Source organism: Bdellovibrio sp. SBM16 (genome assembly GCF_056175625.1).
Window position 1 is genome coordinate 19,505 of record NZ_JBJKJG010000006.1, and the last position, 13,432, is coordinate 32,936.

Annotated in this window: 14 protein-coding genes; 9 read left to right on the forward strand and 5 right to left on the reverse strand. The window is 43.4% G+C overall.

All coding sequences use genetic code 11. The annotated features are described in order from the left end of the window. The first annotated feature begins 25 nt into the window (after window positions 1-25). Entirely contained in the window at window positions 26-928 is a 903-nt protein-coding gene (locus AC04MM_RS06855; protein WP_475379593.1) for a phosphate/phosphite/phosphonate ABC transporter substrate-binding protein, read from the forward strand. Between the two features lie 57 nt (window positions 929-985). Here the strand turns inward: AC04MM_RS06855 and lexA are convergent, their stop codons facing one another. Next, window positions 986-1,741, reverse strand: coding sequence for a transcriptional repressor LexA (lexA, locus tag AC04MM_RS06860; RefSeq protein ID WP_475379594.1), 756 nt, complete (start codon window positions 1,739-1,741; stop codon window positions 986-988). A gap of 40 nt (window positions 1,742-1,781) precedes the next feature. Continuing rightward, window positions 1,782-1,970, reverse strand: coding sequence for a hypothetical protein (locus tag AC04MM_RS06865; protein ID WP_475379595.1), 189 nt, complete (start codon window positions 1,968-1,970; stop codon window positions 1,782-1,784). Between the two features lie 129 nt (window positions 1,971-2,099). Here AC04MM_RS06865 and AC04MM_RS06870 point away from each other — a divergent pair, with 129 nt between their 5' ends. Beyond that, window positions 2,100-2,972: a M14 family zinc carboxypeptidase gene (locus tag AC04MM_RS06870; protein ID WP_475379596.1), complete on the forward strand. Its 873-nt coding sequence runs from the start codon at window positions 2,100-2,102 to the stop codon at window positions 2,970-2,972. Window positions 2,973-2,980: 8 nt separating this feature from the next. On the opposite strand, the gene AC04MM_RS06875 is transcribed toward AC04MM_RS06870, so the two are convergent. Further along, a complete protein-coding gene (locus AC04MM_RS06875; protein ID WP_475379597.1) occupies window positions 2,981-3,430 on the reverse strand; it encodes a hypothetical protein in 450 nt (149 codons plus the stop codon). Between the two features lie 142 nt (window positions 3,431-3,572). Between AC04MM_RS06875 and ung the strand changes: the two genes are divergently transcribed. Both ung and AC04MM_RS06885 read left to right on the forward strand, forming a co-directional pair. After that, the gene (ung, locus tag AC04MM_RS06880) at window positions 3,573-4,241 is read left to right on the forward strand and encodes a uracil-DNA glycosylase (RefSeq protein WP_475379598.1); all 669 of its coding nucleotides are present in this window, start codon (window positions 3,573-3,575) and stop codon (window positions 4,239-4,241) included. Window positions 4,242-4,266: 25 nt separating this feature from the next. After that, a complete protein-coding gene (locus tag AC04MM_RS06885; protein WP_475379599.1) occupies window positions 4,267-4,875 on the forward strand; it encodes a hypothetical protein in 609 nt (202 codons plus the stop codon). 14 nt (window positions 4,876-4,889) lie between these two features. On the opposite strand, the gene AC04MM_RS06890 is transcribed toward AC04MM_RS06885, so the two are convergent. Next, complete coding sequence (locus tag AC04MM_RS06890) at window positions 4,890-6,725, reverse strand: ATP-binding cassette domain-containing protein (protein ID WP_475379600.1); 1,836 nt, start codon at window positions 6,723-6,725, stop codon at window positions 4,890-4,892. Between the two features lie 49 nt (window positions 6,726-6,774). Between AC04MM_RS06890 and AC04MM_RS06895 the strand changes: the two genes are divergently transcribed. The 4 genes from AC04MM_RS06895 to AC04MM_RS06910 are packed head-to-tail and all read left to right on the forward strand — an operon-like array spanning window position 6,775 to window position 10,748. Continuing rightward, window positions 6,775-8,367 carry an ABC transporter substrate-binding protein gene (locus tag AC04MM_RS06895; RefSeq protein ID WP_475379601.1) on the forward strand — a complete coding sequence of 531 codons (1,593 nt, stop codon included), beginning with the start codon at window positions 6,775-6,777 and terminating at the stop codon, window positions 8,365-8,367. Window positions 8,368-8,397: 30 nt separating this feature from the next. After that, window positions 8,398-9,411 (forward strand): ABC transporter permease, encoded by a 1,014-nt coding sequence (locus AC04MM_RS06900; protein WP_475379602.1) that lies wholly within the window; start codon window positions 8,398-8,400, stop codon window positions 9,409-9,411. Beyond that, window positions 9,411-10,229: an ABC transporter permease gene (locus AC04MM_RS06905; RefSeq protein ID WP_475379603.1), complete on the forward strand. Its 819-nt coding sequence runs from the start codon at window positions 9,411-9,413 to the stop codon at window positions 10,227-10,229. The genes AC04MM_RS06900 and AC04MM_RS06905 overlap by 1 nt, the downstream gene beginning before the upstream one ends. A 36-nt stretch (window positions 10,230-10,265) precedes the next feature. Beyond that, window positions 10,266-10,748: a hypothetical protein gene (locus AC04MM_RS06910; protein WP_475379604.1), complete on the forward strand. Its 483-nt coding sequence runs from the start codon at window positions 10,266-10,268 to the stop codon at window positions 10,746-10,748. A 51-nt stretch (window positions 10,749-10,799) separates the two neighbouring features. Here AC04MM_RS06910 and AC04MM_RS06915 read toward each other — a convergent pair whose 3' ends face one another. Beyond that, on the reverse strand, window positions 10,800-11,540 hold the full coding sequence (locus AC04MM_RS06915) for a hypothetical protein (RefSeq protein WP_475379605.1): 741 nt from the start codon (window positions 11,538-11,540) through the stop codon (window positions 10,800-10,802). A 153-nt stretch (window positions 11,541-11,693) separates the two neighbouring features. On the opposite strand from AC04MM_RS06915, the gene AC04MM_RS06920 reads away from it, so the two are divergent. Continuing rightward, window positions 11,694-13,430: a DeoR family transcriptional regulator gene (locus AC04MM_RS06920; protein ID WP_475379606.1), complete on the forward strand. Its 1,737-nt coding sequence runs from the start codon at window positions 11,694-11,696 to the stop codon at window positions 13,428-13,430. Window positions 13,431-13,432: the final 2 nt, after the last annotated feature.

Genomic DNA, 13,432 nt, shown 5'->3' on the forward strand with positions numbered 1-13,432 from the left:
TATATATTCAGGTATGCCTTAAGTCATGATTTTACGTACGTTGTTATCTTTATTAGCACTGGTTTTTGTTTTCTCGGGGTGTACTCAATCAAATGAATTAGGCAGCAAGAAAAACCCGTTTAAATTCTATATTGTTCCGGCTCAGGATGTGGTCGCTCTAAAAGAGCAGGGCGAAAAATTAAAAGAATTTTTAAAAAAAGAAACCGGCATGGAGATCGAAATTGAACTGCCGATCAATTATATTGCCTTGGTAGAAGCGTTTGGTTCTAAGCGTGCTGATGCGGCAATTATTAATACCTTTGGTTATATTTTAGCGAACGAAAAATATGGCGTGCAGGCGAGACTTAAGCTGATGAACCGCGGCCGTGATGAGTACTACGGGCAGATTATCGCACGCGCTGATGGCCCGAAATCAATTGCCGAACTAAACGGTAAAAAATTTGCCTTTGTCGATCCGGCTTCGACATCGGGGTATATGTTACCTCTGCGCCTGTTCAAGCAGGAAAACGTCAAACTTAAAGAATTTATGTTCGCCGGTAAACATGACACAGTTGTCCGTGCGGTCTATCAAAAGCAGGTCGACGCCGGCGCTACCTTCTACACCCCACCCGATGATGATGGCACCCCTAAAGATGCGCGATGGATTTTACGTGCCGAGTATCCGGATGTTTACGAAAAAATCAAAATTCTAAAATTAACCGGCCCGATTCCGAATGATCCGGTGGTGTTCAGAAAAGACATCCCGGAAGAAGTAAAACAAAAATTTTCTGAGGCCTTATTAAAGTACATCAAAACCGACGAAGGCAAAAATGTATTACTGGGCATGTATCATATCACTGATTTCAAAGCCGCCGCCGACAAAGACTACGATTTAGTTCGCGGGTATCTAAAAGACATCGGTGAAACCGCACAAACATTTATAAAATAATAAAAAACCCGCAGTAATGCGGGTTTTGTTTTTTGCTTAGTTGTCTTTTCTTGGCTGTTAATTGTATTTGCGGAGCAAAGCTTTGACCAGGCCCTTGATTTCGACCTGTTGTGGCGCATACCACATGGATTTCAGGCGCGGGTTGGCGGGGCGAAGCTCAATCGCTTTATTGGTGGTTGAGATCTCCGGGTTTTTCTTCATGTAAAAGCGTTTAACCGTGGATTCTTCTTCGACACTGGCCACGACCAGATCGCCGTCTTTGGCATTTTTTTGTGATAACACCACTAAAAAATCGCCATCAAAAATACCTTCATCAATCATCGAGTCACCTTCGACTTTTAAGGCGAAGTAATCGCCTGGTGCTTTGATAAAAGTGGCAGGCACATCGATAAACTCATTTTCGTGAAGGCGTTCAATCGGCGAGCCGGCGGCCACGCGGCCCAGAAAAGGAATAGGAAGAACCTTCGAATCGTGTCCGCTTTGAGAGCTTTGGGAAGACTGGCCAGCGAAGGAGTTATTCGAAGGTTCTTTAATTAAGTTAAGACGATTGGCAAGATCCTTCTGGAAATCTCCGGCAGAATGGAGAATCTGGATCGCGCGTTTTTGGTTCTGAGGAATTAACAAGTAGCCTTTGTTGCTTAATTGTTTCAGATAGTTCTGAACCGAGTTAAACGAGGCAAAGCCAAAGTGATCGCAGATCTCTTGATAAGACGGCGAAACACCCTTAGAGGTCAGTTCCTGCTCGATAAACTGCAGGACTGCTTTCTCTTTGGCTGTTAGTGGTGGGAGGGGCTGGTTGGCTTGTTTCTTCATACACATAACTTACAGTGTAAGAAATGTGTAAGTCAATAGATTATTTTACTAAACTTTCTTTAGGACCATGGCCTGGTCTTTCAGATAAACTGGCCGGTTTTTTATCGCCTTGCTGCGCAGGGGCAGATACCAGGTGTTTCGGAGCTGATGAGCAGTTCTGATAGAACAATAAAACAAACGGGTTTGCGATGAATAACAGGGCTAACATTACGCTACTCTTTTTTGCCATTCTCAATTCTCCTTACAAACTAAAGTCGGGTCTCGGCATAAATTACCTATCGGTTACGCTGAGAAAAACATGAGGACTTTTTTGCACAGATATGATGTTATTTTGAGAATGAAATTTCTCAGTCTCATTATGATCATATTAAACATTTTTTCGGTGAGTGCATTTGCTGAAAACGCAACTTCAGCAACCGTAGAAATTTCGGTCGCCGCATCGGCAACGGCTGAAAAAATCGAAGTCGTTAACGATCAGAAACTAATTGAGTGGTGCAAACAATCCCTCAGTCGCTACAAAAACTACAAGACAAAATCGAATCTGGAAAAATCCTGTCAGCGTGTTCTACAAAAAGACGGCTGCACATCAGTGAACGGCAACGCGATCTTTCACCTTGATCAAAAAGGTAAAAATGAAAAAGCTAAAAACATTCTCGTGATCAGTATGATTCACGGGGATGAAACCGGCGCCGGTTCATTAGGCCGCTACTGGTTTGAGCGCGTACAGGAAATCGATCCGCGCAACAACTGGCGTATTATTCCGCTGGCAAACCCTGACGGCGCTGAGAAAAAAACCAGAACCAATGCGGCCGGTGTAGATTTAAACCGAAACTTTCCGACGATGGATTGGGAATCAGACGCAAAAAATTTCTGGAAAAAAGAGGCCAAAGGTTCATTGCGCAAATTTCCGGGTGATAAAGCGGCCAGCGAGCCGGAAGTTAACTGTATCATGAAACATATTGACGATTTCAAACCGCAGTTTGTAATTTCGATTCACACACCGTTAAACGTTCTTGATTACGATGGCCCGAGAGTACCGGCACCGAATTACAGTTACCTGCCATGGAAACGTTTAGGCAATATGCCGGGAAGTTTAGGCCGTTATCTGTGGGTGGAACAAAAAGTGCCGGTGTTAACTGCAGAACTTAAAAATGAACTGCCGACCGGAAGCAATGTTTTTGATCAATTGCAGGATATTATCGGCCTGCTGGTGCAGACCGATCTAAAATAATTTAACAATTAGTGAACCTGTGGGTTTTCAGTCGCCTGTTGAATCGCGTTCAGGCGATCCTGCGGACTTTCAACCTCATCCTGGATTTCAGACAGACGCTGTAACATCGCCTCTTTGGCTGCAGTGATCGCATCAAAGATATCATGACCAAAGCCTTCGGCCTCGATCGTTGCCTCGGCCTCTTTAAGCACAATAGCAATGCGAAATTCGTAATGATCATCAGCCGAATCTAAATCGCTTGAAATCACATGGTCTTCATCGGCGTAAGCGTCTTCTGGATCGCGCGCTAATACGATGACATTTGTTTCGGGCGTCACATAGGGGCTGAATTCGTTGATTTGTTGATAGACGAAAGATTTCACCTCAGGGTCTGTTTCAATAAGATGCAGTGTATCCTGAAGGGACGTTGTTTCCTGGAGGTGGGTTTTGTTTTGTTTTGCCAACTTTTTCTTTGCCATAGAGCCTCCTGTAACTGTTAATTCATTTTAACATTGTGTTCAAAATTTCAGAAGTCTAAGTCCGCAAAAAAATTAATTATTTTCTTATATGCAGTAAATTAATGCTCGTGTCCCGACCTAAGTCATTGTATCAATTTGGTATATGGCGAACATAAAACTTTCTGATAGCTGGCATAGTCATTTACAATCCGAACTTCAGGCGGACTACATGCAGTCTCTGAAAAGCTTTCTGCAAAAAGAGTACGAGGCCGGCAAAACTATTTATCCCGCTGCGCAAAATTATCTTAACGCGCTTGATTTAGTTGATCTTAAGAATGTGAAAGTGGTCATCCTTGGGCAAGATCCCTATCACGGCCCGGGGCAGGCGCATGGTTTAAGTTTTTCTGTGCCCGAGGGCGTGCGCTTTCCGCCGTCATTGTTAAACATCTTCAAAGAACTAAAAGCTGATCTCGGAAAAGACATCCCGACATCAGGTAACCTTGAGCGCTGGGCTAAACAAGGTGTTCTTTTGTTAAATGCCGTCTTGACTGTCGAAGAAAGTAGAGCCGCCGCCCATCAAGGCAAAGGCTGGGAAAAATTCACAGATAAAATTATCGAAGTGGTAAACCGCGAATGCGATCATGTGGTGTTTATTCTTTGGGGGGCCTACGCCCAGAAAAAGGCGGCCTTTGTTGATCGCCACAAACATCTGGTCCTAGAAAGTGTTCATCCTTCGCCACTTTCATCGCACCGCGGGTTCTTTGGTTCGAAACCGTTTTCGAAAGCAAATTCTTGGTTACAGGCTCAAGGGCTAGCTCCTATAGACTGGTAACAGAAAAGTACCTTACACTGAAAAGATGAAGAAATTATTTTTCGTCTTATTATTTGTTGGTCTATTTTCAATAATTGTTAAAGCGGATCCCTGTGGTCCAAAGGCGATTCCGGTCGGCAGTGAAAAGCTTGAGTTAATTAATGTTACTGCTAAGCCGGAGAAAACAGCAAACGGCCAGAGCATTAAGGGTGGCGACGAAGTTTTAGTAGCCGGAATTTATATGTTCGTGCGCAACGGGCAGACCTGGAACACGTACCGCTGTGCTGATGAAATTAAGCGCGATAAAAATAAAAATCCGGTCTTAGATTTAAATAACTGTGTGATTAAAAATGATTTTGAATTCGGTAATCTTGTAAAACGCTACGGTAATTCGGGCATCACGGTGAGAAAGACCGACAACAATCGCCTGCAAATTCGCTTGAATGCCGCGGGTACTGAAGATCTGGATTATTACGATGTCAAATCGACGTCGGAAGGCCTGGAAGTCATCAAGAATAAGTTTAAAGAAAATAAACAGCAGCGATATCTAAGTCAGCACGTCGCTGAATCTTTAGGGACTTGCAATAAAAACACAGCGGCTTCAGCGCAAGGTGCACGTTCGGTAAGACCGGCCGCAACCGGATCTGGCAGGTAAGTAACGCTACGGTGTTATTTACCGATTAAATCTGCGAGTTGTTGTTTTTTGCTTTCCACATTTTCCATATGCTTTAACAAAGCTTCTTCCATTTGTTCAGTCTCAGAGCTTAAAGCGGCTGCTTGTTTAGCTAAGTCTTGCGCCTGCGGGCCTTGCGCAGTGATTAATGCGGCCGTTAACTCATTTTGTTTTTCGGCCTGGCGGAACAACAGTTCTTCGGTTTTTAAAATCTTGCGCTCAAGTTCTTTAATCTCTGAATTGAGACGCTTGGTTTCTTCTTTATAATTAAATTTTTTCTCTGCTACGGCGCTGTCAGGCTTTGCCACAGTCTTTTCCGCAGCCGGTGGTGTATCAATGCGCTCAGATAAAATGCCTTTTTCCAGACTCCACAGGTACTCATCATAAGAGCCCGGGTATTTTTCGATCTGGCCGTTGCGCACTTCGATAATCTGGGTGGTGACTTGTTTTAAAAAATTACGGTCATGCGAAACCAAGATAATTGTCCCGTTAAATTCGGTCAGAGCCACAGCCAGCGCATTTACCGTATCAAAATCAAGATGATTGGTCGGTTCATCCAGAAGTAACAGCGGATTACGTTGTAAGAGAACCTGTCCCAAGGCTACGCGGGTTTTTTCGCCGCCGGATAAGACTTTGATTTTTTTATGAACGCTATCACCGGAAAATAACAGTGAGCCGGCCATATTTAAAAAATCTTGTGCGACGTTGTCTTTGTGGGCTTTACGTTGAAGAGCGTCTAAGACGGTGTCTTCCGGCAACAGTTCGTCGGCTAAGTGCTGGGCAAAATATGAAAAACGCACCTGATGGCCCCATTTAAGTTCGCCGGTAATTAAAGGGATTCTTTCAGCAATTGATTTTAGCAGCGTGGATTTACCGGCACCGTTAAACCCGACAATCCCGATTTTTTGCCCTCGGTCGATGATCAGATTTACGTTTTTAAGAATCACTTTATCGCGGTCATAGCCCAGATCGGAATTTTTTAAAGTGACGATCTCTTTACCGGTGGCGGTGGCCGCCGGCATATGAATCACTGCACGAGGCGGAAGTTTTTTAGTTTCGACCTGCTCTAAGCGGTCTAAACTTTTTAAACGGCTCTGCGCCTGGCGGGCCTTGCTGGCCTTGGCGCGGAATTTATCGACGAATTCCTGAATCTGTTTGCGCTTATTTTCGATTTGCGCCGCTTTGGCCTCAAGCAGTCTTTGTAACTCGGCTTTTTGTTCAAAGTAGTCATCAATGTGTCCGGGAAATTTTACGATATCGCCGGCTTCAACTTCGAGTGTGTATTCGGTCGTGCGGCGTAAGAATTCACGGTCATGCGAAATCAGTAAAAACGCCTGCTTGTAACCCTGTAAGAAGTTTTCCAGTGTTAAGATGCTCTCAAGATCCAAGAAGTTCGTTGGCTCATCGAGAAGCATGATGTCGGGCTCTAGGCCGATAAGGTACAACAGCTTCATGCGCATGCGGTAACCGCCTGATAGCTGGTTAAGTTTTCCGGTAAAGTGATGCTCCTGTAAGCCAATGCCTAAGCCTATTTGCTTAAGTTCCCAGATGGGCTTGATGCAGTTTTCTTTAAGGTAATCTTCGGCGTTGATATCGACGGTCCAATCGGATTCCTGCTCGAGGTAACCGATGCGTAATCCGTTAGCTTTTGTGATCTCACCGTTATCTAAATGCTCTATACCTACGATAATTTTGAATAGAGTCGATTTTCCGGCGCCATTGGGCCCGATGACACCTACGTGTTCGCCCTGATTTACCGAAAATCCAGCGCTATTGAAGAGCACTTTTGCGCCGTATTGTTTACTTGCATTGTAGAGTTGAAGCAGAGTCATTTCTGTGCCACATTACAAGAGTTTCATTCATGTTTAAAGGGGGAATTTCATGAAAAGATCATTTTTAGCGGCTTTGCTATTACTGGCAACTGCACAAGTAACGTTAGCGGACACAACCAATTTTATTTTCTGTACCGAAGGAAGTCCGTCATCGTTTAATCCACAACTTGTGACTGACGGAACCAGTATGAACGCGTCTTCACAAACGATGTTCAACCGTTTAGTTGAGTTCAAACCGGGCACAACTGAAGTTATGCCAAGTTTAGCAGAATCTTGGACCGTTTCGAAAGACCGCAAAACTTACACATTTAAGTTACGTAAAGGTGTAAAGTTTCACTCTAACTCGAGCTTTACTCCGACGCGTGATTTTAATGCGAACGATGTGGTTTACACATTCAAAACGCAATTAGACCCTAAACATCCGCTGTCAATTCCTGCAGCTTCATACGACTACTTCAAAGCTATGGAATTAGACCAACTAATCGCTGATGTTAAGAAAACTGACGACTACACAGTTGTTTTTGAATTAAAACGCCCAGAGTCTCCGTTTTTAGCTAACTTGGGAATGGATTTCGCATCTATCCTATCTGAAGAGTACGCTCAGTCTTTAGTAAAATCCGGAAAAGGTCTAAAAACTTTAGAAACAGCGCCGGTCGGCACTGGCCCATTTACTTTTAAATCTTACCAAAAAGATTCGACAATTAAATTTGCGGCTAATCCAACTTACTGGAAAGGTAAGCCAAAAATCGAAAATTTAATTTTCGTGATCGTTGCAGATTCAACGGTGCGTACGCAAAAAATGAAATCAGGCGAATGCCACATCATGAGCGAAGTGCAACCCCAAGATATCGACGCGTTATCTAAAAACCCGGCTATTAAAATTCAAAATGCTGCGGGTCTTAACGTTTCTTACATCGCTTTCAACACCGAGAAAAAACCTTTCAACGATTTAAAAGTTCGTGAGGCGATTTCATTGGCATTAAATAAAAAATCATACCTTGATGTTATCTACAAAGCGCAGGGTTTAGCGGCGAAAAATCCAATCCCGCCGACGATGTGGTCTTATAACAACAAAACGCCTGAAACAACTTACGATGTTGAAAAGGCGAAAAAGTTATTAAAAGATGCCGGTTACCCGAACGGTTTTGAAACCGAATTATGGACAATGCCGGTTGCGCGCCCTTACTTACCAAACGGTAAAAAATTAGGTGAGTTAGTTCAGGCTGATTTAGCTAAAATCGGCGTAAAAGTTAAATTAGTGACTTTCGACTGGCCAACGTACTTAGAAAAATCTAAAAGAGGTGACCACGCGATGATCCAATTCGGTTGGACTGGCGATAACGGTGATCCAGATAATTTCATGAACGTGTTATTAGGCTGTACTGCGGTTAAGGCGGGTTCAAACTACGCTCGTTGGTGCCATAAAGAATTCGACACTTTATTACAACAAGCTAAAGAAGAATCAGCGGTTGCAAAACGTACGTCTTTATACATGAAAGCCCAAGAAATTTTCGCCAAAGAAAAACCATGGTACCCGGTTGCTCACTCAAAACAAAACAAAGTGATGTCGGCTAAAGTACAAGGTTATAAAATCAGCCCACTGGGTAACGAAAATTTCGAAGCGGTTTCACTTGCGAAATAGTCGCAAGTAAACCTGCAGTAAAGTAGAGTAATGGCAATAGTTAAAGGTCTTTTAAAAGTTATTGGTTATTTTCTTTTTATCAGCTTGATAAGCTTTTCAATCATCAGGCTGATTCCCGGAGATCCCGTTCAACATATTATTGGTGAGCGCGGTGCCAGCGAAGAACGGGTCGCAGAAATTAAAAAAAGTTTGGGACTGGATCAACCAGTCCCGGTTCAGTTTTTAAAGTTCACAAAAAACGCCATGGTTGGTGATTTTGGCGAGTCTACGGTTTCAAAGCAGCCGGTGCTTTCAGAGTTCAAGGTATTATGGCCGGCGACCGTAGAACTGGCGTTTGTGGCCCTGCTTTGGTCTTCATTGATCGGTTTAGCATTGGGAATGTTGGCGGCAGTTAAACGCAACTCATTCTGGGATTACGGTGCCGTTAGCCTTTCGACATTAGGTTTTGCGATGCCGATCTTCTGGTGGGGTTTAATTGTTATCTTCTTTTTCTCGGTACAACTGGGAATCTTTCCGGTATCAGGCCGTATTGATGTGATGTTTGATGTGCCTTATAAGACAGGTTTTTACTTCATCGACACAATTCTTTCAGGCCAATGGGATGCCTTTGCCTCGGCTTGTAAATACATCGTGTTGCCGGCATTTGTGTTAGGCACCGTACCGCTTGCGTTGATCGTGCGGGTAGCCCGCGCTTCAATTATCGACGTGGCCGAAGAGGATTACGTTCGTACGGCACGTGCGAAAGGTCTTCCGTATAAAACCATTTTATTTAAACACATCTTTAAAAATGCACTGCCGCAGATTTTAACGTCTATTGGTTTAGCTATGGGTCAGTTATTAACCGGCGCCATCTTAACCGAAACGTTATTTTCTTGGCCGGGTATGGGTCGTTGGATTATCAAATCTATCGAAGCCCGTGATTACCCGGTGGTACAGGCCGGTGTGTTTTATTCGATGTTAATTATCATTATCGTGAACTGGATTACGGATGAATCAGTAAAAATGGTATCTCCTAAACTGCGCGATCAGCAAAGAGGTGGCTAATGGCAGTCACAGCTACACAGAAATTATTTAGAAATAAGAACGTGCTTTACGGAACAATGCTTTTTGCTCTGTTCGTTCTGGCGTTTGTGGTTTCATTTATCTGGACCCCTTATGCGTATAACGAAGTTTTCGACGGTATGGCCCTACAGCCGATGGGCGGAAAATTTCTCCTGGGTACTGATGATCTGGGCCGTGATTTGTTCTCGCGGTTAATGATTGGTTCGCAGTTTTCACTGGGTATCGGTCTGATCGTGGGTGGCATTGCCGTTGTGATCGGTGCAGGTTTGGGTTTAGTTGCCGGCTTCTACGGAAAACGCGTCGATCAAACCTTAACGCAGATCATGAATGCGCTGCAGGCGATGCCAAGCTTATTATTGGCTTTATTCGTAGTTGCGATTCTTGGTCCAAGTGTGACGAATACGATTATTTCGGTAACGCTGGTTTCAATTCCTACGATGTACCGTTTAGTGCGTTCGCAGTCGCAGGTTGAAATGGCCAAAGAATACATCCAGTCAGCCAGAGCACTGGGAGCTGGCGATGCGCGTATTATTTTACGTCATTTGCTTCCAAACTGTGTGACCCCGATTCTGGTGCAGTCGGCAGTATGCTGTTCTGAGGCGATTTTAAATACCGCCGCATTAGGCTTTTTAGGTTTAGGTATTCCGGCGCCGTACCCTGAATGGGGAACGATGTTAGCTGATTCGAAAAACCTAATGGAGACAGCTCCGCACTTAATGTGGATCCCTGGACTTTGTTTATTATTATTGATCTTATCGACACAATTAATTAGCGATGGTCTTAGAGATCATTTAAGCTAGCGGTGCCAGGCCTTTTTTGCTACGCTTATATTTGAGATGGCAAATGTTCCTGCGCTTTTTCTTGATCATAAAAAACGAAATTTGATTCTATGGCTTACGGATATGACCGTAGCCATAGCGTCTTATTTTTACCTGACCAATCCGTTTTACATCGAAAAAATTCTGCACGGAATCGACTTAGCGGCCATACGTCCGGATGTGGATCCCGAGGTTTTTACGACGCCGGTGTTTTTTGAGTTTATGTACACGGTGATTTCATTCACGTCGCTGATTACGATCCTGGTGATTGCAGTTTTACATACGGTGGCGTTTTTTAAGTGTTATAAGCGTAATCGTGCGGCTATTGCGTATGTGAAGATTTACTGCATTTTAGCGGCGGTTTCTCTACTGATGTGGTTTTTTTATAATGTGAGTGCAGTGGGGAGTTTGGTGCTGGTGCCGACGCTTATTTACACTCTGGTTTTTTGGGCGGAAAGACAACCCGCACAGCCGGCTGTTGATAATATCTTAAAAAATTAAAGCCCGATGTCGGTAAACATCGGGCTTCATGATTTACTTTTGTTGTGAATGTTATCTTGGATCAGTGCTGATCGTCATCGTTGTGCTACCTGCGAAGAATTTTTTCGAATCGGCAGGGATTCCTGCAAGTCTTACTGGTGTATCAGCCGCAGCTAAAGCTACATCGTTGTTAGTCGCGTTGAAGCTATCGATAAATTTCCAGCCGAAGCTCCATGCTGTTAATGCCGGTACGAATTCAGCTTCTGAGTTGGCGTTTACACCACGTGAACCTACAGATACGTCAAATCCCATGCTGATGAATTCGTTGTTATGTGATTTTCCGAAGCACGATAGGTTGTACACCATGCGCATTTTTTTCTTCATATTGGCAACTAATGTCGCATTAAAGTTAGGTGAAGTTGCAGTTACACGGGTCACTAAATCAGCCATTTTGATGCCACCTTCGCGGAAGTAAACTTTATTGTCTGCGCCATGGAGTGAAAAGATCACATCAATGGCTTTAACTGCCGGATTCATTGAAAGATTTCTAAGTTGAGTTACGAAGTTTGCAACGGTAGCTTGCGTGCGTCTAAGATGAATAACTCGGGCGTAGTCATCGCCAAGTACAACGCCAGTTGATCCTGCTGTTAAGTCTTCGATCACATTGTAAAGGCTACGTAAGTTTTGTGGGCCATGTTCTTGTAGTTCGCTCACCACTAAAAGCACGCGGTCATGTTTGTCGATGCGGGCCTGAGCTGTGCTGGTCACGATTGCAGTTAATGCGGCTACCAGGGTTAAAGTTAATGTCTTCATTTGTATCTCCTTTTGGTTAGTTAGTTTCGTTTGCGCTTAAAGCGTCTTTGTTGAAACCAGTATCGCCGCTTTTGCCTTTGGCGAACACGAACCATAACAAATATAAAATGATTTGATTTGACGTGATTGTTGGTAATGATATAAGTTGTTGATATGACGAAAGAAAGTCTGTTTTTCAGCGGTCAGTTTTTACAAATCACCCAAGATAAAGCTAAGCCGGTTTCGGCTGATTTGGCGTACTTAATCGCGGCCCTTGCGATGACCGGTGAGGTTGAGCGCGCCGAAAAACTGGTAAAAAACGAACAGCCAACCCTAGTTGAACAAAAACAATATTCGTTTGTGCTGTTTTTTCTAGGTCTTGGGTTTACCCGTGCTTCTCAATATAAAAAAGCACGCCAGTATTTTCTAAAATTAAACCAGAATCAGAAAAATTCTTTTGATAAATTTCTACTGGGGCAGGGATTAGGTTTTTATAATTATTTTATCTGCCGTTACAATCTAGCAGAACAGTGGATCAGCTTTGCACGTATTCATATCGACGAAGATAAATGGAATAAATTTTGGTCTCTGATTTTCAGTGATTTAGCGGCGCATATTTTTGTTAAACGTGGTAAAGTAAATATGGGTATTAAGCTTTGTCAAAAAGCCCATAAACTTGCGATCGAGACCGGTAATAAATTCGCCGAAGAAGCCAGCGTTGTGGCACTGGCTAACTATGAATCAATGTACGGCTCCGATCAGAAAAGTTCTCTCACGCAGCTGAAAAAATTAATTTCCAAGTACGAAAGTTCAAATAACTTTTATTATTTCAATCTTATCTTAGAGTACGTACGCCGCTTAAATTTAAGTGGGCAGTTTACACAAGCTGAAGATATATTAACCAAAATTAAATCAGAGCTGTTTCAAAGCAATCTTAACCGCCAGAAAGCACTGTGGGGATTTCGTTCGGCGCATCTGATGTTTCTGCAGGGTAAACCGCAGGCGTTAAATCAGATTGAAAGTGCGCTTGATTATTTACAAAGCCGGCAGGATCTGAATTTACGCCTGCAGTTACTCGGTCTTAAATATAAAATATTAAAACTACAGAGCCAATCGATCGAGGAGCTCGAAAGCGAGATCAAAAAAATCACCTTCTTCTGTCGTGATAGTCAGGCTTTAAGTTACGCCTATCGTTACGGCTGGTATAATAAGCCGGTTTCTGAAGATCCCTACGCTGGTTTTTTTCATGCGTGGATCCGAGAAGGTTATAAGAACTATGCGATGTTAAAAAAAGTGATGGATAAAAACTGGTACGCACTTTTTTGTGATTTACTTCCGGTGCAGCGACAGAATTTTTTATATCTCGATGTACTTCCGAAAAAAGGCCTGATCTTTTCAGAAAGTGGTATTTCATTAAGTGATGGCTTAACGCCGTTGGTGCGTCAGGCCTTGTTGTTGTTATCCCGTCAGGCTTTAAGCAAAAAAGACTTCGTCGAAATGTTATGGGGGTACCAGTACGATTCACTCCGCCATGACTCTTTGGTATATACTCTGCTTGGAAGAGTGCGTGAGTTTTTCACTAAACAGCACGATTTAGTAAACTTGCAGCAACACACAGTAGCGCTTCATGAGCTGCAAGTGCGGGTGTATGATCATCAAACCACAACTATAACCAAAGCACCTGTTAAAGATGAGTCAAAACAACAGAAGAGTCTGAACTACCGCCAGATCGAAATCCTTGAATATCTCGAAAAAAATCGTTTTATCAGCACCCAGCAAGCCAGTGAATTTTTACAGACCACGATTGTGACAGCCAGCCGTGACCTCGTAAATTTGCATAAACAAAATAGAGTTAGTAAAAGCGGACGTGGCCGTGCTATACGCTACGCTTTACCGAGCGAAGGAGTTTAGTT

Excerpts from the sequence above, each read along its gene's own strand:
- AC04MM_RS06855 (WP_475379593.1), top strand. The coding sequence starts at position 26 with ATGATTTTACGTACGTTGTTATCTTTATTAGCACTGGTTTTTGTTTTC.
- lexA (WP_475379594.1), bottom strand. The coding sequence starts at position 1,741 with ATGAAGAAACAAGCCAACCAGCCCCTCCCACCACTAACAGCCAAAGAG.
- AC04MM_RS06865 (WP_475379595.1), bottom strand. The coding sequence starts at position 1,970 with ATGGCAAAAAAGAGTAGCGTAATGTTAGCCCTGTTATTCATCGCAAAC.
- AC04MM_RS06870 (WP_475379596.1), top strand. The coding sequence starts at position 2,100 with ATGATCATATTAAACATTTTTTCGGTGAGTGCATTTGCTGAAAACGCA.
- AC04MM_RS06875 (WP_475379597.1), bottom strand. The coding sequence starts at position 3,430 with ATGGCAAAGAAAAAGTTGGCAAAACAAAACAAAACCCACCTCCAGGAA.
- ung (WP_475379598.1), top strand. The coding sequence starts at position 3,573 with ATGGCGAACATAAAACTTTCTGATAGCTGGCATAGTCATTTACAATCC.
- AC04MM_RS06885 (WP_475379599.1), top strand. The coding sequence starts at position 4,267 with ATGAAGAAATTATTTTTCGTCTTATTATTTGTTGGTCTATTTTCAATA.
- AC04MM_RS06890 (WP_475379600.1), bottom strand. The coding sequence starts at position 6,725 with ATGACTCTGCTTCAACTCTACAATGCAAGTAAACAATACGGCGCAAAA.
- AC04MM_RS06895 (WP_475379601.1), top strand. The coding sequence starts at position 6,775 with ATGAAAAGATCATTTTTAGCGGCTTTGCTATTACTGGCAACTGCACAA.
- AC04MM_RS06900 (WP_475379602.1), top strand. The coding sequence starts at position 8,398 with ATGGCAATAGTTAAAGGTCTTTTAAAAGTTATTGGTTATTTTCTTTTT.
- AC04MM_RS06905 (WP_475379603.1), top strand. The coding sequence starts at position 9,411 with ATGGCAGTCACAGCTACACAGAAATTATTTAGAAATAAGAACGTGCTT.
- AC04MM_RS06910 (WP_475379604.1), top strand. The coding sequence starts at position 10,266 with ATGGCAAATGTTCCTGCGCTTTTTCTTGATCATAAAAAACGAAATTTG.
- AC04MM_RS06915 (WP_475379605.1), bottom strand. The coding sequence starts at position 11,540 with ATGAAGACATTAACTTTAACCCTGGTAGCCGCATTAACTGCAATCGTG.
- AC04MM_RS06920 (WP_475379606.1), top strand. The coding sequence starts at position 11,694 with ATGACGAAAGAAAGTCTGTTTTTCAGCGGTCAGTTTTTACAAATCACC.